Annotated in this window: 16 protein-coding genes; 14 read left to right on the top strand and 2 right to left on the bottom strand. The window is 65.1% G+C overall.

What is annotated here, in order from left to right; genetic code table 11:
* Positions 1–4 precede the first annotated feature (4 nt).
* The 4 genes from JQ633_RS19145 (at position 5) to JQ633_RS19160 (ending at position 5,221) form a co-directional block, all read left to right on the top strand.
* Positions 5–1,579 carry a CopD family protein gene (locus JQ633_RS19145; RefSeq protein ID WP_211986608.1) on the top strand — a complete coding sequence of 525 codons (1,575 nt, stop codon included), beginning with the start codon at positions 5–7 and terminating at the stop codon, positions 1,577–1,579.
* A 165-nt stretch (positions 1,580–1,744) separates the two neighbouring features.
* On the top strand, positions 1,745–3,064 hold the full coding sequence (proS, locus tag JQ633_RS19150) for a proline--tRNA ligase (protein WP_211986609.1): 1,320 nt from the start codon (positions 1,745–1,747) through the stop codon (positions 3,062–3,064).
* Positions 3,065–3,233: 169 nt separating this feature from the next.
* Positions 3,234–4,514, top strand: coding sequence for a lipoprotein-releasing ABC transporter permease subunit (locus JQ633_RS19155; RefSeq protein ID WP_211986610.1), 1,281 nt, complete (start codon positions 3,234–3,236; stop codon positions 4,512–4,514).
* 8 nt (positions 4,515–4,522) lie between these two features.
* Positions 4,523–5,221: an ABC transporter ATP-binding protein gene (locus JQ633_RS19160; protein WP_211986611.1), complete on the top strand. Its 699-nt coding sequence runs from the start codon at positions 4,523–4,525 to the stop codon at positions 5,219–5,221.
* A gap of 64 nt (positions 5,222–5,285) precedes the next feature.
* On the opposite strand, the gene JQ633_RS19165 is transcribed toward JQ633_RS19160, so the two are convergent.
* Positions 5,286–5,552 (bottom strand): DUF3551 domain-containing protein, encoded by a 267-nt coding sequence (locus JQ633_RS19165; protein WP_211986612.1) that lies wholly within the window; start codon positions 5,550–5,552, stop codon positions 5,286–5,288.
* 192 nt (positions 5,553–5,744) lie between these two features.
* Positions 5,745–6,038, bottom strand: coding sequence for a DUF3551 domain-containing protein (locus JQ633_RS19170; protein ID WP_249159480.1), 294 nt, complete (start codon positions 6,036–6,038; stop codon positions 5,745–5,747).
* Between the two features lie 294 nt (positions 6,039–6,332).
* Between JQ633_RS19170 and JQ633_RS19175 the strand changes: the two genes are divergently transcribed.
* From JQ633_RS19175 to dxr, 10 genes are all read left to right on the top strand, one after another.
* On the top strand, positions 6,333–7,085 hold the full coding sequence (locus JQ633_RS19175) for an outer membrane protein (protein WP_211986614.1): 753 nt from the start codon (positions 6,333–6,335) through the stop codon (positions 7,083–7,085).
* A 237-nt stretch (positions 7,086–7,322) separates the two neighbouring features.
* Entirely contained in the window at positions 7,323–7,601 is a 279-nt protein-coding gene (locus JQ633_RS19180; RefSeq protein WP_211986615.1) for a hypothetical protein, read from the top strand.
* A 646-nt stretch (positions 7,602–8,247) separates the two neighbouring features.
* Positions 8,248–11,772, top strand: coding sequence for a DNA polymerase III subunit alpha (dnaE, locus tag JQ633_RS19185; RefSeq protein WP_211986616.1), 3,525 nt, complete (start codon positions 8,248–8,250; stop codon positions 11,770–11,772).
* 209 nt (positions 11,773–11,981) lie between these two features.
* Positions 11,982–12,974 carry a 30S ribosomal protein S2 gene (locus tag JQ633_RS19190; protein WP_211986617.1) on the top strand — a complete coding sequence of 331 codons (993 nt, stop codon included), beginning with the start codon at positions 11,982–11,984 and terminating at the stop codon, positions 12,972–12,974.
* 124 nt (positions 12,975–13,098) lie between these two features.
* Entirely contained in the window at positions 13,099–14,022 is a 924-nt protein-coding gene (gene tsf / locus JQ633_RS19195) for a translation elongation factor Ts (protein ID WP_211986618.1), read from the top strand.
* 73 nt (positions 14,023–14,095) lie between these two features.
* Positions 14,096–14,812 carry a UMP kinase gene (gene pyrH, locus JQ633_RS19200; protein WP_211986619.1) on the top strand — a complete coding sequence of 239 codons (717 nt, stop codon included), beginning with the start codon at positions 14,096–14,098 and terminating at the stop codon, positions 14,810–14,812.
* Between the two features lie 51 nt (positions 14,813–14,863).
* Positions 14,864–15,427 carry a ribosome recycling factor gene (gene frr, locus JQ633_RS19205; protein ID WP_211986620.1) on the top strand — a complete coding sequence of 188 codons (564 nt, stop codon included), beginning with the start codon at positions 14,864–14,866 and terminating at the stop codon, positions 15,425–15,427.
* 65 nt (positions 15,428–15,492) lie between these two features.
* Positions 15,493–16,251, top strand: a complete 759-nt coding sequence (locus tag JQ633_RS19210) for an isoprenyl transferase (protein ID WP_211986621.1) — start codon at positions 15,493–15,495, stop codon at positions 16,249–16,251.
* Positions 16,248–17,120 carry a phosphatidate cytidylyltransferase gene (locus JQ633_RS19215; RefSeq protein ID WP_433995668.1) on the top strand — a complete coding sequence of 291 codons (873 nt, stop codon included), beginning with the start codon at positions 16,248–16,250 and terminating at the stop codon, positions 17,118–17,120. Before JQ633_RS19210 ends, JQ633_RS19215 begins: the two co-directional genes overlap by 4 nt.
* Before the next feature lie 4 nt (positions 17,121–17,124).
* Positions 17,125–18,348 (top strand): 1-deoxy-D-xylulose-5-phosphate reductoisomerase, encoded by a 1,224-nt coding sequence (gene dxr / locus JQ633_RS19220; protein WP_211986622.1) that lies wholly within the window; start codon positions 17,125–17,127, stop codon positions 18,346–18,348.
* The last annotated feature ends 23 nt before the right edge of the window (positions 18,349–18,371 follow it).

Consider the following 18,371-nt stretch of genomic DNA (forward strand, 5'->3'; position numbering starts at 1 on the left):
AGCCGTGCGGCGCCTCGCAAGGCTCGCCGCGCTGCTGGCGGTGGTGTGTCTTGCGGTGTGTGTTGCAACCGCGGCGCATGCGCATGCCGTCCTGATCGGCGCCGAGCCGGCCGACGGCAGCGTGTTAACGGAGGCGCCGAAGATGGTGGTGCTCCGCTTCAACGAAGCGGTGGCGCCGACCGCGGTCAGCCTGCTCGATGCAGCGGGCCGGCCGCGCGATGTGGCGATCCGCGCTGTCGATCAATCGGTGATGGTGACCCTGCCGGCCGGTCTGCCGCGGGGCACGCAGGTCATCAGCTATCGCGTGGTGTCGCAGGACGGTCATCCCGTCGCGGGATCGCTGCTGTTCTCGATCGGCGAAGTGACCGGCTCGGCCACGCCGTCCGGCGACGGCCTGGTCGACGCGCTGATCTGGCTGGCGCGGCTCGGGCTCTATGTCGGACTGTTTGCCGGCGTCGGCGGCGTGTTCTTCGCCGCCTGGATCGGGCAGGGCCCGGCCGGCGAAGGCCTGATCATGTGGTCGCTGAAGATCGGCCTCGCCAGCGCGGTTGTCTCGCTCGGCTTGCAGGGCGTCGACCTGTTGAACCTGCCGCTGTCGGGCATCCTGACCTGGGCGGCATGGGCCAGCGCGGCCGGGACCAGCCTGTTCATCGCCCTGCTGCTCGCGATCGCGGCCATGCTGATCGCCGCGATCGCCTGGCGCAGTCCGTCGTTCAATGCGGCCTTCGTACGCACCACGATCGCCATGATCTGTGTCGGGCTGTCGTTTGCGGTCAGCGGCCATGCCGCCACCGCCTCGCCGCAATGGCTGACCCGGACCGCGCTGTTCATCCATGGCATTGGCGTCGCCTATTGGATGGGCGCGCTGGCGCCGCTGGCGGTGCTCGCCTGGCAGCGCAAGGATACGCTGCTGCGGGTGCTGTGGCGGTTCTCGACGCTCGCGATGCCGATCGTGGCGCTGATCGCCGCGTCGGGCCTCGCCCTTGCGGTCGTGCAAGTCGACAGTTTTCGCGCGCTGATCGACACCGGATACGGCAACATCCTGCTCTGGAAACTCGTGCTGGTGTCGCTGCTGCTCACCTTCGCGGCGTTGAACCGGCTGGTCTTCACTCCGGCCATCGAACGTGAATTCCACCGGACGCGGCCGCTGCAGCGCTCGATCGCGCTCGAATTCCTGCTGATGATCGCGATCCTCGGCCTCGTAGCGGGCTGGCGCTTCACGCCGCCGCCGCGCGCGCTGGCGATGTCGGCAGAGGTTCCGCTCGCGGTCCACATCCACACCGATGCCGCGATGTTCCAGGTGCTGATCGCACCGGGCCGGATCGGACCGAATGATTTTACGCTGCAGTTGATGAACGGCGATGCCAGCCCGTTCGCCGCCAAGGAGGCCACGCTGATATTGAGCCTGCCGGAACGCGGTATCCGACCGATGGAACGCCGCGCCTCGCCGGGCGGCGACGGCTATTGGCACCTGAGCAAGGTGCCGCTGCCGTTCCCCGGCCGCTGGCACATGCGGATCGACGCCCTGGTGACCGATTTCAAGAAAGTGACACTGGAAGACGATTTCGAGGTCAGGTAACGCAGTGCCCATCTGCCGGGCGGCCGGTGCGGCGCGCAATCCGCTCAAATGGCCGAAATTCGCCTGATTTGAAGGGTTTTTGATCTGAAGCGGCCTTGTGTTTTCGCACCCGATCCGGTTTCACTGCAGTCCTTCTAAGGCACCTCTGATTCTCCGAGTAACCCCATGCGATTGTCGCGGTTTTTCCTGCCCATCCTGAAAGAGAACCCGAAAGAGGCGGAGATCGTCTCGCATCGGCTGATGCTGCGCGCGGGCATGATGCGGCAGGAGGCGGCCGGCATCTATGCCTGGCTGCCGCTGGGCTTCCGGGTGCTGAAGAAGATCGAGCAGATCGTCCGCGAGGAGCAGAACCGCGCCGGCGCGCTCGAGCTCTTGATGCCGACGCTGCAGCTCGCCGACCTCTGGCGCGAGAGCGGCCGCTACGACGCCTATGGGCCGGAGATGCTCCGCATCGCCGACCGCCACAAGCGCGAACTGCTGTATGGGCCGACCAACGAGGAAATGATCACCGAGATCTTCCGCGCCTACGTCAAGTCGTACAAGAACCTGCCGTTGAACCTCTACCACATCCAGTGGAAATTCCGCGACGAGCAGCGTCCGCGGTTCGGCGTGATGCGCGGCCGCGAATTCCTGATGAAGGACGCCTATTCGTTCGACCTCGACGAAGCCGGCGCGCGGCGCTCCTACAACAAGATGTTCGTCGCCTACTTGCGCACCTTCGCGCGGATGGGCCTGAAGGCGATCCCGATGCGCGCCGAGACCGGCCCGATCGGCGGCGACCTGAGCCACGAATTCATCGTGCTCGCCGAGACCGGCGAGTCCGGCGTCTACATCAACCGCGACGTGCTCGATCTGCCGGTGCCGGGCGAGGACGTCGACTACGAGGGCGACCTGGCCCCGATCATCAAGCAATGGACCTCGGTCTATGCGGCGACCGAGGACGTGCACGAGGCTGCGCGCTTCGAGAGCGAAGTGCCCGAAGCCAAGCGGCTCAACACCCGCGGCATCGAGGTCGGCCAGATCTTCTATTTCGGCACCAAATATTCCGACAGCATGAAGGCGCTGGTGGCCGGTCCTGATGGCGTCGACGTGCCGATCCATGGCGGCTCCTACGGCGTCGGCGTGTCGCGCCTGGTCGGTGCGATCATCGAGGCCTGTCACGACGATGCCGGCATCAAGTGGCCGGAGGCGGTGGCGCCGTTCCGCGCAGCGATCCTCAACCTCAAGCAGGGCGACAGCGCAGTCGATGCCGCCTGCGAGCAGCTCTATCGCGACCTCTCGGCCAAGGGCGTCGACGTGCTCTATGACGACACCGATCAGCGCGCGGGCGCAAAGTTCGCCGCGGCCGACCTGATCGGCATTCCCTGGCAGATCCTGGTCGGGCCGAAGGGGCTTGCGGAGGGCAAGGTCGAGGTGAAGCGTCGCAGCGACGGCTCGCGCGACAACATGACTCCAGCCGACGTGGTCGCGAAGCTCGCGGGCTAGCGCATGATCCGGAAAAGTGGAAGCCGGTTTTCCGAAAAGATCATGGTCAATCAATGAGATTGGATCATGATGCGAATCGTAGATCGCATCATGATCCGAATTATTCACCGCGCGCTTTCCCGCGGGGTAATACGGCCACATTTGCCCCGAATCATGGGATTATCGACAGATGGATGAGACCATGACCGAGCCAGTCCGTACCCCGCCGTTTGCGCCATTCGAATGGCTGCTGTCCGGACGCTATCTGCGCGCACGTCGCCGGGAAGGGTTCATCTCGGTCATCGCGGGCTTCTCGTTCCTCGGCATCATGCTCGGCGTCGCCACGCTGATCGTGGTGATGGCGGTCATGAACGGCTTCCGCAAGGAGCTGCTGGACAAGATCCTCGGCCTCAACGGCCATATCCTGGTGCAGCCGCTGGAATCGCCGCTGACCGACTGGAAGGACGTGGCCGACCGCATCAGCCAGGTGCCGGGTGTCCGGCTCGCCGCGCCCGTCGTGGACGGGCAGGGGCTCGGCTCGTCGCCGTTCAACGCCGCCGGCGTTTTCATCCGCGGCATCCGCGCCGACGACCTCAACAACCTCACCTCGATTGCCAAGAACATCAAGCAGGGCTCGCTCGAGGGTTTTGACGAGGGGCAGGGCGTTGCGATCGGCCGCAGGCTCGCCGATCAGCTCTCGCTGCATGCCGGCGACATGATCACGCTGGTGGCGCCCAAGGGCGCGGTGACGCCGATGGGCACGACGCCACGCATCAAGCCGTACAAGATCACCGCGGTGTTCGAGATCGGCATGTCCGAATACGATTCGACCTTCGTGTTCATGCCGCTGGCCGAGGCGCAGGCCTATTTCAACCGCAACAACGACGTCTCCTCGATCGAGGTGTTCACCGTCAACCCCGACCGGATCGATAACTACCGCAAGCTGGTGACCGAGGCGGCCGGCCGGCCGGTGTTCCTGGTCGACTGGCGACAGCGCAACTCGACCTTCTTCAACGCGCTGCAGGTCGAGCGCAACGTGATGTTCCTGATCCTGACCATGATCGTGCTGGTTGCGGCGCTCAACATCGTCTCCGGCCTGATCATGCTGGTGAAGGACAAGGGGCAGGACATCGCCATCCTGCGCACCATGGGCGCCTCGCAGGGCTCGATCATGCGGATTTTCCTGATCACCGGTGCCTCGATCGGCGTGGTCGGCACGTTGACCGGCTTCTGCGTCGGCATGCTGATCTGCATGAACATCGAGTCGATCCGCCAGTTCCTGTCCTGGCTCACCAACACCGAGTTGTTCTCGCCCGAGCTCTATTTCCTCTCCAAGCTGCCGGCCGAGATCGATTTCGGCGAGACGCTTGCGGTCGTGATCATGGCGCTGACGCTGTCCTTCCTGGCGACGCTCTACCCGTCGTGGCGCGCCGCGCGCCTCGATCCGGTCGATGCGCTCCGGTACGAGTGAGGGCGGGCATGGCGGAGGGGGCGGAAGAGACGCCGGTCATCTATCTCCACGACATCAAGCGGGAGTACCGGCAGGGCGAAGCCACGCTGACGATCCTGGACGGTGCCAAGCTCGCGCTGTGGCCGGGCCAATCGGTGGCGTTGGTGGCGCCGTCCGGATCGGGCAAGTCGACGCTGCTGCACATCGCAGGCCTGCTCGAGAGCCCAGACGACGGCGAGGTCTATGTCGCGGGCGCGCCGACCTCGCAATTGTCTGACATCGAGCGCACCCAGATACGCCGCACCGATATCGGCTTCGTCTACCAGCAGCACCGCCTGCTGCCGGAATTCTCGGCGCTGGAAAATGTCATGCTGCCGCAGATGATCCGCGGCCTGAAGCGCTCGGAGACCGTGAAGCGGTCGACCGAGATCCTGTCCTATCTCGGGCTCGGCGACCGCATCACGCATCGCCCGGCCGAATTGTCGGGCGGCGAGCAGCAGCGTGTGGCGATCGCCCGCGCGGTCGCCAATGCGCCGCGGGCGCTCTTGGCGGACGAGCCGACCGGAAACCTCGATCCGGGCACCGCCGACCATGTCTTCAACGCGTTGATGCAACTGGTGAAGGCAACGCGGGTCGCGATGCTGATCGCAACCCACAACATGGAGCTGGCGGCGCGGATGGATCGCCGGGTTTCGCTGTCGGGCGGGCAGGTCGTCGAGCTGGAATAGGCCGTAGATTCTCTTTGACGCGTTTTGTTCACGCGAACCGGAATCCACTTCGCTCGAAAACGCTCTAATACGCCGGACGGCTGCGCCGCTCCGGGCTTCTCGCGCGAGAAGCGGCGGGGCCGGCGTAATAGGGGTTGTCGAAGCACATCGCCCCGACGCCCGCGGCGGCCAACCGGCACTGCTCCAGCGACGTGTAGCCGCAGTCGGTGTCCTCGCCGCCCCATCGATAGTTGGTCTTGCAGACCGGAGACGTCGAATCGTACTTCTGCGCGCTCGCCGGCGTCGCTGCGACGACGCCGAGGGCCAACAGTGCCAGAACCAAACCGCGCATCAGAAATCTCCCGTCGAGGCGGCGTCCGCACTCTTGTTCGCCAGATGTGTGCAAGCAGGCCTTCCCGCGCAGGCCAGCGTCAAATCACTTTCACGCCGCTGCTCGCGGCATCGGCGCGCAGGATACGGAAGAGTGGAAGCCGTCTTCCGAACTGATCGTGTCAAACAGGATCAGCGCAAGACCGGTTCGGGCTCAATGGATGAACAGATCGAAGAAATTGCCCTCGCGGCGGTCGCGCTCGGGTACGTTGAGGTAGGAGCGCGGATCGTTGTCGCCGGCATAATAGGGATTGGCGATGCAGCTCTGTCCGATGCCCGAGGCGGTCGCGAGGCACGCCTGATATGACGGATACGAGCAGTTGCTGAGACCGGGATACCGGTCGCCCTGGATGCAGAACGGATAGCGCACGCCGACCGCCTGCGCGGGTGCGGTTCCATATGCGGCGAGCGCGACCACCGACGCCGCAGCAAGAATCATTGTCCGCATGTGCATTCCCTTCGCTGCGACGGCCAGACCTTCACGACGATCCAAATCGGACAAGCAGGTTCCCGTCAACTCGCATCTCACGCGCATTTGCGCACGCAGTTTTGAATTGTGAAATTTATGCGGCAATGATGTGGCGAAACATGCAAGAAGTGCCTGCAACACAACATTAACTTACAATTTGAACGAAGTCGTTTGGGGGTGTCTGTTGCAGCGAAGTTACAGCAATTTGGATCGAGACTGCTATGACGATGTCTCGCGGCCTTGGGGGCCAGTACAAAAGTTGGAACGGGAAAAATGAAAAAGGTTTTGCTTGTCACGGCCAGCCTGATCGCGCTCGGCGCGGTCGCTCCGGCCTCCGCAGCCGATCTCGCGGCGCGCCCTTACACCAAGGCTCCGCCTCCGATGGTTGCGGCTGTCTATGATTGGACCGGCTTCTACATTGGTATCAACGGCGGTTGGGGCACCAGCCACAACAGCTGGACCAACACCGCGGTTGGCGGCGTTCCGTTCGCGCCGCTCGGCGAAGGCAGCCATGACGCAGACGGCGGCACGGTCGGTGGTCAGATCGGCTACCGTTGGCAGGCTGGCGGCTGGGTGTTCGGCCTGGAAGCTCAGGGCAACTGGGCTGACTTCACCGGCAACAACGTGAGCGCGGCCTTCCTCCTGAACAACCGCACCAAGATCGAAGCGTTCGGCCTGTTCACCGGTCAGATCGGTTATGCCTGGAACAACACCCTGCTCTACGTGAAGGGCGGTGCTGCTGTGACCGACAACAAGTACAGCGGCATCACCGCTGCCGGCGCGCTCGTCGACAGCGCCAACGACACCCGTTGGGGTGGCACCGTCGGCGTCGGCCTCGAATACGCCTTCGCTCCGGGCTGGTCGGCCGCGGTCGAGTACGACCATCTGTTCATGGACAACCAGACCTACACCCTGGTCACCCCGGCCGGCGTCAACAGCCGCACCGACACCATCAAGCAGGACGTCGACCTCGTCACCGTTCGCCTGAACTACAAGTTCGGCGGCCCGGTCGTTCCGCGCTACTGATCGCTCGCTTCGCTGCAAGCAATCTCGAGAACCCCGGGCTTCGGCCCGGGGTTTTTTGTTGGCCGGGCGAGGGGAGATCGCGCGCGGGTTAACCATCGGTTCGGATCGCGCGTAGGATCTTCCCGGCGAGTGGGTCAGATTGGCTGTTGGCGGTTGCCTCCACTGGAAAACTTGCAAGTCCAGACGCATACTCAGGGGATGATCAGGCGTGGCATAGGACCTGTCCGCAAGGCTGTCTTGCTGGTGTTCTACGTGGCCATGATTGCCATCGCGCTAGGGGCCACTTACGACTGGCTAGTCTCTGGCGGCAGAGGGATGCTTATCAAGGCAAGCGGATTCCTTGCGTTGTTGGCCGCCTATCTCGTGTGGAACGACGGGCGCAAATCGGTGCCCATGTCTCTGACGATCGGAAGGGTGCTGGTATTCTTCGGCCTCGCCATCACGGCGTTCCTGGGGGCCGGGCTTACGCTGTACTCAGCAACTTATGAGTTGGGGTCATCCGCGCCCGACAATTGATGAGGCTCGCTCGATTCTTCGCTCCGCCGCCACGATCACTGGGGCCTTATTGGCGATCATACTCTGCGTCGAGAACCATCGGGAGCGTAGCTGACCCACAGCGTCCGAGCGACCCAGCCGGTTCGCCATTGTCTACTCATCTGCGGTTCTGCTCTTGATCGCTACGGCTGCCCTGAGCGCGCTGATGGCGGCGTATCTGGCGACGGGCCATCATTAAGCGCTGCCACCTCCCGCCAAGATTAACCAAGGGAATTCTTTCCGGGTTCGGTTTTCAAACTGACCGACGGCCCTCGCTTGACTCGCAGAACAAAAAAGGAACAATGTTCTGTATACGTTCCAGTTCACGGAGGCGATCATGTTGAAGATTTTCGTGGAAGAGGCGGCGGCGCTGGCGTCCATCACGCTGTTCGTCGGGATGATTGCGGTTTGGGCCCAGCTGATTCCCCAGTTCTGAAAATGTGCGAGCAGCAACAGCGGCATAGGTGCCCTGGGGAAAGCCGGGACGACCCGGCTTCCATGCTGCCTTCGGCGTGGACTCGGCGAGGTGCAGGCCTCATCGTGAGGCAAGCGAGTCGGGCCTGACGCAGCGAAAGCGGTCCGGTTCCGGTGCTCGCTCCACCCCGACGCAGAGATTTTCCGAGCCGCCATGTCGAATCCCGGATTCGTCCACCTTCACGTCCATTCGGCGTATTCACTGCTGAAAGGCTCGATCAAGATCGCCAAGCTCGGCGAGCTCGCAAAAGCCGACCGCCAGCCGGCGCTGGCGCTGACCGATACCGACAACATGTTCGGGGCACTGGAATTCTCCGACAAGATGGCCGGCTACGGCATCCAGCCGATCGTCGGCTGCGAGGTCGCGGTGGATTTCGGCGACGTCGATCCCAACGTGCGCAGCGTGTTGGCGGCGGGACCTCAGCGCATCGTGCTGCTGGCGGCGCGCGAGCGCGGCTACCAGAACCTGATGCGGCTGAACTCGCGTGCGTTCCTGGAGACGCCGGTCAACCAGACCCCGCACATCAAGTTCGACTGGCTTACCGACAACGCCGAGGATCTGATCGCGCTGACCGGCGGGCCCGACGGGCCGATCGCGCTGGCGCTGCGCGCCGACCAGGCTCAGCTCGCGGCCACCCGCTGCGACCGTCTGGCAGGCCTGTTCGGCGATCGCCTCTACATCGAATTGCAACGCCACGGCATCGACAAGGAACGGCGCACCGAAAGCGGCCTGATCGATCTCGCCTACGGCAAGGGCCTGCCGCTGGTCGCGACCAACGAGCCGTATTTCGCGACCACGGACGATTATGAATCGCACGATGCGCTGCTCTGCATCGCCGGCGGCCATCTGATCGCCGAGACCGAGCGCGAGCAGCTGACGCCCGATCATCGCTTCAAGAGCCGCGCGGAAATGGCGGTGCTGTTCGCCGACATTCCGGAAGCGCTGGCCTCGACGGTCGAGATCGCCGAGCGCTGCTCGTTCCGGCCGAAGACGCGCAAGCCGATCCTGCCGTTCTTCACCGTCGGCGCCGCGCAGAGCTCCGACGCCGCCGCCGACGAGGCCGCCGAGCTGAAGCGGCAGGCCGAGGAGGGGCTCGCCAACCGGCTGCGGGTGCACGGCCTGTCGCCGGGCATGACCGAGGAGGACTACAGCAAGCGGCTGGCCTTCGAGCTCGACGTCATCACCCGCATGAAATACGCGGGCTACTTCCTGATCGTTTCCGACTTCATCAAATGGGCCAAGGCGCAGGGCATTCCGGTCGGGCCGGGCCGCGGCTCCGGCGCGGGCTCGCTGGTCGCCTGGGTGCTGACCATCACCGATCTCGATCCGATGCGCTTCGCGCTGCTGTTCGAGCGCTTCCTCAATCCGGAACGCGTCTCGATGCCGGACTTCGACATCGACTTCTGCCAGGACCGCCGCGGCGAGGTGATCCAGTATGTGCAGGATCGTTACGGCCGCGATCAGGTGGCGCAGATCATCACCTTCGGTACGCTGCAGGCGCGCGGCGTGCTGCGCGACGTCGGCCGCGTGCTGCAGATGCCCTACGGCCAGGTCGACAAGCTCACCAAGCTGGTGCCGCAGAATCCCGCCGCGCCGGTGACGCTGGCGCAGGCGATCGAGGGCGAGCCCAAGCTGCAGGCGTTCCGCGACGAGGATCCGGTGGTGGCGCGCGCCTTCGACATCGCGCAGCGGCTCGAGGGCCTGACCCGCCACGCCTCGACCCACGCCGCCGGCATCGTGATCGGCGACCGTCCGCTCAGCGAGCTGGTGCCGATGTACCGCGATCCGAAATCGGACATGCCGGTCACCCAGTTCAACATGAAATGGGTCGAGCCCGCGGGCCTCGTGAAGTTCGACTTCCTCGGCCTCAAGACGCTGACGGTGCTCGACGTCGCGGTGAAGCTGCTGAAGCAGCGCGACGTCCATGTTGATCTCGCGACGCTGCCGATCGACGACGCGCCGAGCTACCAGATGCTGGCACGGGGCGATGTGGTCGGCGTGTTCCAGGTGGAAAGCCAGGGCATGCGGCGCGCGCTGATCGACATGCGTCCCGACCGATTCGAGGACATCATCGCGCTGGTGGCGTTGTACCGCCCGGGTCCGATGGCGAACATCCCGACCTATTGCGCGCGCAAGCACGGCGACGAGGAGCCGGAATATCTGCATCCGATCCTCGAGCCGATCCTGAAAGAGACCTTCGGCGTCATCATCTACCAGGAACAGGTGATGCAGATCGCGCAGCAGATGGCCGGCTACTCGCTCGGCCAGGCCGACCTGCTGCGCCGCGCGATGGGCAAGAAGATCCGCGCCGAGATGGACAAGCAGCGCGACATCTTCGTTGCCGGCGCGATGAAGAACGGCGTCACCAAGGGCCAGGCCGAGACGATCTTCGAGCTGCTGGCCAAGTTCGCCGACTACGGCTTCAACAAGAGCCACGCGGCGGCCTATGCGCTGGTGTCGTACCACACCGCCTACATGAAGGCGCATTACCCGGTCGAGTTCCTGGCGGCGTCGATGACGCTCGAACTCAACAATACCGACAAGCTGTCCGAATTCCGCTCCGAGGCGCAGCGGCTCGGCATCAAGGTCGAGGCACCCAACATCAACCGCTCCGGCGCGACCTTCGAGGTCAGCGACAACACGATCTACTACGCGCTCGCCGCGCTGAAGGGCGTCGGCATCCAGGCGGTCGAGCAGATCATCGCCGAGCGCAACAACAAGGGCGCCTTCACCTCGCTGGCCGATTTCGCCTCGCGGGTGTCGCCGCGCGCCGTCAACAAGCGCATCATCGAGAGCCTTGCAGCGGCGGGCGCGTTTGACACGCTGGAGCGGAACCGGGCACGGGTGTTCGCCGGCGCCGATGCGATCCTCGCGGCGTGCCAGCGCAGCCACGAGGCCGCGACCTCGGGCCAGAACGACATGTTCGGCAGCGCGCCGGATGCGCCCAGCATCATGCTGCCGCAGGTCGAGCCATGGCTGCCCGCGGACCGGCTGCGCCGCGAATACGACGCGATCGGCTTCTTCCTCTCGGGCCATCCGCTCGACGACTACGCGACGGCGCTGAAGCGGCTGCGCGTGCAATCCTGGGCGGAGTTTTCGCGCGCGGTCAAAACCGGCGCGACGGCGGGCAAGGTGGCGGCGACCGTGGTGTCGCGCATGGAGCGGCGCACCAAGACCGGCAACAAGATGGGCATCATGGGCCTGTCGGATCCGACCGGTCATTTCGAGGCGGTGCTGTTCTCGGAAGGGCTCGCGCAATATCGCGACGTGCTCGAGCCGGGCGCCGCCGTGCTGCTGCAGCTCGGCGCCGAACTGCAGGGCGAGGACGTGCGGGCGAGGGTGCTGCATGCCGAGCCGCTGGACCACGCCGCTGCAAAGACCCAGAAGGGCCTGCGCATCTTCGTGCGCGACACCAAGCCGCTCGATTCGATCGCGCGCCGTCTCAACATGCCGGAAGCCGCGCCCGCACCCGGCGGTACCGGCAAGCCGCTGGCCGTGGCCAAGCCGGCCGCCGCGCCACCGCCCGCGGCAGGCGCCGACGGCGACGTCTCGCTGGTGATGATGCTCGACCTCGAAACCGAGGTCGAGATGAAGCTGCCGGGCCGCTACAAGGTCTCGCCGCAGATCGCGGGCGCGATCAAGGCGGTTGCCGGCGTCGTCGACGTGCAGACGCTGTAAACTCGCTCAATACGGGCCATTTCGGCCGGAATCCGGGCCTTCCGGCCGGCATAACCGGCCGTATTTCCTTGCTTCTGGCGCAAATCGCGCTATATAGCGCGCCATCTCACACGGAAACATGGCTCTCAAAGGCCGTCCGGTGGCAACCGGGCCAGTCAGGCCCGTTTGCTCACACGTTTCCGGAGGAACCAACCGGAGAATTAAAACCTATGTCGCTGCCCGATTTCAACATGCGTCAGCTCTTGGAAGCTGGCGTTCACTTTGGCCACCAGGCCCACCGCTGGAACCCGAAGATGCAGGATTACATCTTCGGCGCCCGCAACAACATCCATATCATCGACCTCGCGCAGACCGTGCCGATGCTGCACACCGCGCTGAAGGCGGTCAGCGATACCGTCGCCAAGGGCGGCCGCATCCTGTTCGTCGGCACCAAGCGTTCGGCGCAGGACGGCGTCGCCGAGGCTGCCAAGCGCTCGGCGCAGTACTTCGTCAATTCGCGCTGGCTCGGCGGCACGCTGACCAACTGGAAGACGATCTCGGCCTCGATCAAGCGTCTGCGTCACCTCGACGAGGTGCTGTCGTCGGGTGAAGCCAACTCCTACACCAAAAAGGAGCGCCTGACGCTGCAGCGCGAGCGCGACAAGCTCGACCGTTCGCTCGGCGGCATCAAGGACATGGGCGGTCTGCCCGACATGATCTTCGTGATCGACACCAACAAGGAAGACATCGCGATCCAGGAGGCCCAGCGCCTCAACATTCCGGTCGCCGCGATCGTCGACACCAATTCGGACCCGAAGGGCATCACCTATGTGGTGCCGGGCAATGACGACGCCGGCCGCGCGATCTCGCTGTATTGCGACCTCGTGGCGCGCGCCGCCATCGACGGCATCTCGCGCGCCCAGGGTGAATCCGGCATCGACGTCGGCGCGTCGGCAACGCCGATCCAGGAAGACCTGCCGGCCGCTGCGCCGTCCGGCTTCCAGGGCCTGGCTGGTCCGCGCGGCACCGCCGACAACCTCAAGAAGCTGACCGGCGTCTCCGGTACGATCGAGAAGAAGCTCAACGACCTCGGCATCTTCCACTACTGGCAGCTCGCCGAGCTCGACCACGACACCGCGCACAAGATCGGCGAAGAAGTCGGTCTGCCGAGCCGCGCCGACGCCTGGGTCGCTCAGGCCAAGACGCTCGCCGAAGCGGAATAAAAGTTACGCGGCGTGGCCGGGGCTCCCGGCCGCCGCTCTCTTCCACGAACAACGATTTCCCTGTCGCTGACGGCGGCGCCACCCGGCGCCGCGGTTGCTCTACAGGCAAGAAGGACATTGAACGATGGCGACGATCACAGCAGCGATGGTCAAGGATCTCCGCGAGTCGACCGGCGCGGGCATGATGGATTGCAAGGCGGCGCTGACCGAGAACAACGGCGACATGCAGGCCGCGCAGGATTGGCTGCGCAAGAAGGGTATCACCAAGGCCGCCAAGAAGTCCGGCCGCGTCGCGGCTGAGGGCCTGATCGGCGCGTTGACCCAGGGCAACAAGGGCGTGCTGGTCGAGGTCAACTCGGAGACCGACTTCGTCGCGCGCAACGAGCAGTTCCAGGGCCTCGTCAAGATGGTCGCGCAGGTCGCGCTGCATAACGGCGCCGATGTCGAGACCATCAAGGCTGCCAAGGTCGGCGACGTCACCGTCGAGACCGCGATCTCGGACGCCATCGCGACCATCGGCGAGAACATGACGCTGCGCCGCGCCGCTGCCCTCGAGGTCGGCAAGGGCGTGGTGTCGAGCTACGTGCACAATGCGGTCGTCGAAGGTGCCGGCAAGATCGGCGTGATCGTGGCGCTCGAATCCACCGGCAAGACCGACGAGCTCGCCGTTCTCGGCCGCCAGCTTGCCATGCACGTCGCCGCCGCGAAGCCGCTGGCGCTCGACCCGACCGGGCTCGATCCGGAGACCGTCAAGCGCGAGAAGGACGTGCTGGCCGACAAGTACCGCCAGGCCGGCAAGCCGGAGAACGTCATCGAGAAGATCGTCGATTCCGGCCTGAAGACCTATTTCAAGGAAGTTTGCCTGCTGGATCAGGCCTTTATCCATGACAGCGGCAAGTCCGTCGCCCAGGCGGTGAAGGAAGCTGAGGGTAAGGTCGGCGGCCCGATCAAAATCGCGGGCTTTGTGAACTATGCTCTCGGTGAGGGAATCGAGAAGCAGGAAAGCGACTTCGCCGCTGAAGTCGCCGCCGCCAGCGGCAAGAAGTAACCGCTGACGCCATTAGAGCCATCCGGCGCAGGCGCTGGATGGCTGCCCGCGCGGATAGGAAAGCGATCGCATCATGGCTGAGCCGGTCTATCGTCGCGTGGTGATCAAGCTGTCCGGCGAATATCTGGCCGGCTCCCATGCCTTCGGTATCGACCAGCCTACCGTCGACCGCATCGCCGACGACCTGATCGCAGCGCAAAAGCTCGGCATCGAGGTCGCGGTCGTGATCGGCGGCGGCAACATCGTCCGCGGCGTCGAGGTCTCCGCGCGCGGCGTGTCGCGGCCGACCGGCGACACCATGGGCATGCTTGCCACGATGATGAACTGCCTCGCGCTGGAGGCGGCGATCGAGCGCAAGGGGACGCCGGCGCGAACGCTGTCGGCGTTCGTGATGCCGGAGATTTCCGAGCTGTTCACCCGCACTGCAGCGCACAAATATCTCGCCGAGGGGCGCATCGTCCTGCTCGGCGGCGGAACCGGCAATCCGTTCTTCACGACCGACACCACCGCAGTGTTGCGTGCGGCCGAGATCGGCGCGCAGGCGGTGCTGAAGGCTACCAATGTCGACGGCGTCTATACCGCCGATCCGAAGAAGGACCCCAAGGCCACGCGGTTCGACCGCCTGACCCATTCGCAGGCCATCGAGGGCGGCTACAAGGTCATGGATGCGACCGCTTTCGCGCTTGCCCGCGAGACGTCGCTGCCTATCATCGTGTTTTCGATCGCGGAGCCCGGTTCGATCGGCGCGATTCTGCGCGGGTCCGGACACGGCACTGTCGTCGCCGGCTGACCTGACGCCTTCGGGCGTCGACCACCGGATATCTTGAAAAGGGAGAACGTCATGGCCGCACCTGGTTTTGACATCAACGAATTGAAGCGCCGCATGCAGGGCGCCACGCAGTCGCTCAAGCACGAGCTCGGCGGCCTGCGTACCGGCCGTGCCGCGGCCTCCATGCTGGAGCCGGTGCAGGTCGAGGCCTACGGCTCGCACATGCCGCTCAACCAGGTCGCAACCATCAGCGTGCCCGAGCCGCGCCTGCTGTCGGTGCAGGTCTGGGACAAGTCGATGGTGAAGGCCGTCGAAAAGGCGATCGTCGATTCCAACCTCGGCCTGTCGCCGGCGACCGAAGGGCAGGTGCTGCGCTTGCGGATTCCCGAGCTCAACGAGGAGCGCCGCAAGGAGCTCGTCAAGGTCGCGCACAAATACGCCGAGCAGGCCAAGGTCGCGGTTCGCCATGTGCGCCGCGACGGCCTCGACATCATCAAGAAGCTCGAGAAGAATCACGAGATCTCCGAGGACGATCAGGAGCGCCTGTCGAACGAGGTGCAGAAAGCGACCGACGGGGTGATCCACGAAGTCGACCAGTTGCTGGCCGCCAAGGAAAAGGAAATCCTGACGGTCTGACGCGCCCCTTTTGTCTGACGCGCTTTCGTCAGCGAACCGCTCTCGAAAGCGCTATGGAACACGCCATGTCGAATGCCACAGCCCCTGCAACCGATGGACCGGATCGCTCCGGAAGTCCGCTGCATGTGGCTGTCATCATGGACGGCAACGGGCGCTGGGCCGCTGCGCGCGGCCTGCCGCGCGCCGAGGGCCATCGCCGTGGCGTCGAGGCGCTGCGCCGTGTGGTGCGCGCCGCCGATGAGCTCGGCATACTTTATCTGACGATCTTCTCGTTCAGCTCCGAAAACTGGTCGCGGCCGGCGACCGAGATCGGCGATCTGTTCGGCCTGCTGCGCCGCTTCATCCGCAACGACCTCGCGACGCTGCACCGCGACGGGGTGAGGGTGCGCGTGATCGGCGAGCGCAACGGGCTCGATCCCGACATCTGCGCGCTGCTGAGCGAGGCCGAGGAGCTGACCCGGAACAACACCAAGCTCAACCTCGTCGTCGCCTTCAACTACGGCTCGCGGGCCGAAATCGCCTCCGCCGCGCGGCGGCTTGCGCGCGAAGTCGCGGAAGGCAAGCGCGATCCTGAAACGATCGATGCCGATACGCTCGGGCAGTATCTCGATGCGCCCGACATTCCCGATCCCGATCTGATCATCCGCACCAGCGGCGAGCAGCGGCTGTCGAATTTCCTGATGTGGCAGGCCGCCTACAGCGAACTGGTGTTCGTGCCGATTCACTGGCCGGATTTCGACAAGGCCGCGCTGGAAGGCGCGATCGCGGAATATGGCCGACGCGAGCGCCGCTTCGGCGGCCTTGCTGCGAAAACCGGCTCGTGAGCGAGGGCGAAGCCGCGTCGGCGGCAGCAAGCGAGCAGCCGCCGGCAGCCGCAAGCGAGCAGGGGTCGCGCAATCTGGTGATGCGCGTGGTCGCGGCGCTGGTGCTGGCGCCGATCGCGATTGGCCTGGCCTATGTGGGCGGTGTCGCCTGGTCGCTGCTGGTGACGCTGGCGGCAATCGGACTGTTCGTCGAATGGCTGATGATCACGGGCCTCGTGCGCGAGCTACACGTGCTGGTGCCCGGCGTCGCGGCACTGCTGCTCGCGGGTCTTGGCCTGATCGCCGGCCGGCTCGACGCGGCCGTGGCTGTCGTCGCTGTCGGCATGGTCGCACTGGCGCTGTTCTCGGGGTCACAGCGCGTCTGGGCAATCGCAGGCCTGCTCTACGCGGCGGGGGCCGAGATCGCATCGGTTTTGGTGCGGCACGATACGGCCAAGGGATTTGCTGCGCTGATGTTCGTGCTGCTGGTCGTCTGGGTCACCGATATCGGCGGCTATTTCGCCGGCCGCAGCATCGGCGGACCGAAGCTGTGGGTGCGGGTCAGTCCGAAGAAGACATGGGCCGGCGCGATCGGCGGCTTCGCGGCGAGCCTGCTGGTTGCCGCGGGCTTCGCCGCCTTCGAGATCGGCACGACCGGACCGCTGCTGGCGCTCGGCGCCGTGCTGTCGGTGGCGTCGCAGCTCGGCGATCTGTTCGAATCCGCCGTGAAGCGGCGGTTTGGGGTCAAGGACTCCAGTCATATCATTCCCGGCCACGGCGGCGTACTGGACCGCCTGGACGGGTTTGTTGCGGCCGTCATTGTTGCGGCGATTTTAGGTTTTGTTCGCGGCGGTGCCGATGGCGTCGGACGCGGTCTTATGGTTTGGTGATCAGATGAGCGCAGTTCCGTTGCGTAATAACAAGGCCGCGGCGTCAACCGTTCGGTCCGTAACCGTTCTCGGTGCCACCGGCTCGATCGGCGACAGCACCATGGACCTGCTGCGCGGGGCGCGCGACCGTTACCGGGTCGAGGCGCTGACCGCCAACAGCAATGTCGAGGGGCTTGCCAAGCTCGCCAGGGAATTCGGCGCCCGGTTTGCCGCGATTGCCGATCCGGCGCGGCTTTCCGAGCTCAAGGAGGCGCTGGCCGGCACCCGCATCGAATGCGGCGCCGGTGAGAGCGCGATCATCGAGGCGGCGGCGCGGCCTGCGGACTGGGTGATGGCGGCGGTGAGCGGCGCTGCCGGGCTGAAACCCGCGCTGGCGGCGGTCGATCGCGGCGCGTCGGTCGCGCTCGCCAACAAGGAGTGCCTGGTCTGCGCCGGCGACTTCTTCATGGAGCGCGCCAAGAAGGCGGGCGCCTGCATTCTGCCGGCGGATTCCGAACACAATGCGCTGTTCCAGGCGCTCGGTTCCGGCAATCGCGAAGAGCTGGTGCGGGTGATCATTACCGCGTCCGGCGGGCCGTTCCGCACCTGGGCTCCGGCCGATATCGAGCAGGCCACCCTCGAGCAGGCCCTCAAGCATCCCAACTGGAGCATGGGGCAGAAGATCACCATCGATTCCGCGTCGATGATGAACAAGGGCCTCGAGGTGATCGAAGCCTCGTATTTGTTTGCCCTGACGCCCGACGAGATCGACGTGCTGGTGCACCCGCAGTCGATCATTCACGGCATGGTCGAGTTCTCCGATCGCTCGGTGATGGCGCAGCTCGGCACGCCAGACATGCGGATACCGATCGCGCATTGCCTGGGCTGGCCGGACCGCATCGTCGGCCCGTCGGCGCGGCTCGACCTCGCCAAGATCGGCCAGCTCACTTTCGAGGTGCCGGATTTCGCCCGCTTCCCAGGGCTGCGGCTGGCCTATGAGGCGCTGCGGACCGGGAAGGGTGCGACCACCGTCTTCAACGCCGCCAACGAGGTCGCCGTCGCGGCCTTCATCGCCGGCAAGATCAAGTTCGGCGCCATCGCCCGCCTGGTCGAGGCGACGATGAACGATTGGATTCGGACCGGGAATCGGGCACCGCTGCAATCGGCGGATGACGCGATTTCCGTTGACCATGTTGCGCGAAATAGAGCTGCCGCCCTATTGCCTCAAATTGCCTTAAAGGCAACCTAGAGGGTTGGGGACGGAGCCTTTGG

The sequence above is a fragment of the Bradyrhizobium tropiciagri genome (assembly GCF_018130505.1).
GTDB lineage: Bacteria > Pseudomonadota > Alphaproteobacteria > Rhizobiales > Xanthobacteraceae > Bradyrhizobium > Bradyrhizobium tropiciagri_B.

What these genes read in the sequence shown, in the direction of transcription:
- JQ633_RS19165 (WP_211986612.1), bottom strand. Translation starts at nt 5,552, where the DNA reads ATGCGCGGTTTGGTTCTGGCACTGTTGGCCCTCGGCGTCGTCGCAGCG.
- JQ633_RS19210 (WP_211986621.1), top strand. Translation starts at nt 15,493, where the DNA reads ATGTCGAATGCCACAGCCCCTGCAACCGATGGACCGGATCGCTCCGGA.
- JQ633_RS19190 (WP_211986617.1), top strand. Translation starts at nt 11,982, where the DNA reads ATGTCGCTGCCCGATTTCAACATGCGTCAGCTCTTGGAAGCTGGCGTT.
- JQ633_RS19175 (WP_211986614.1), top strand. Translation starts at nt 6,333, where the DNA reads ATGAAAAAGGTTTTGCTTGTCACGGCCAGCCTGATCGCGCTCGGCGCG.
- dxr (WP_211986622.1), top strand. Translation starts at nt 17,125, where the DNA reads ATGAGCGCAGTTCCGTTGCGTAATAACAAGGCCGCGGCGTCAACCGTT.
- tsf (WP_211986618.1), top strand. Translation starts at nt 13,099, where the DNA reads ATGGCGACGATCACAGCAGCGATGGTCAAGGATCTCCGCGAGTCGACC.
- JQ633_RS19170 (WP_249159480.1), bottom strand. Translation starts at nt 6,038, where the DNA reads ATGCGGACAATGATTCTTGCTGCGGCGTCGGTGGTCGCGCTCGCCGCA.
- proS (WP_211986609.1), top strand. Translation starts at nt 1,745, where the DNA reads ATGCGATTGTCGCGGTTTTTCCTGCCCATCCTGAAAGAGAACCCGAAA.
- pyrH (WP_211986619.1), top strand. Translation starts at nt 14,096, where the DNA reads ATGGCTGAGCCGGTCTATCGTCGCGTGGTGATCAAGCTGTCCGGCGAA.
- JQ633_RS19155 (WP_211986610.1), top strand. Translation starts at nt 3,234, where the DNA reads ATGGATGAGACCATGACCGAGCCAGTCCGTACCCCGCCGTTTGCGCCA.
- dnaE (WP_211986616.1), top strand. Translation starts at nt 8,248, where the DNA reads ATGTCGAATCCCGGATTCGTCCACCTTCACGTCCATTCGGCGTATTCA.
- JQ633_RS19160 (WP_211986611.1), top strand. Translation starts at nt 4,523, where the DNA reads ATGGCGGAGGGGGCGGAAGAGACGCCGGTCATCTATCTCCACGACATC.
- frr (WP_211986620.1), top strand. Translation starts at nt 14,864, where the DNA reads ATGGCCGCACCTGGTTTTGACATCAACGAATTGAAGCGCCGCATGCAG.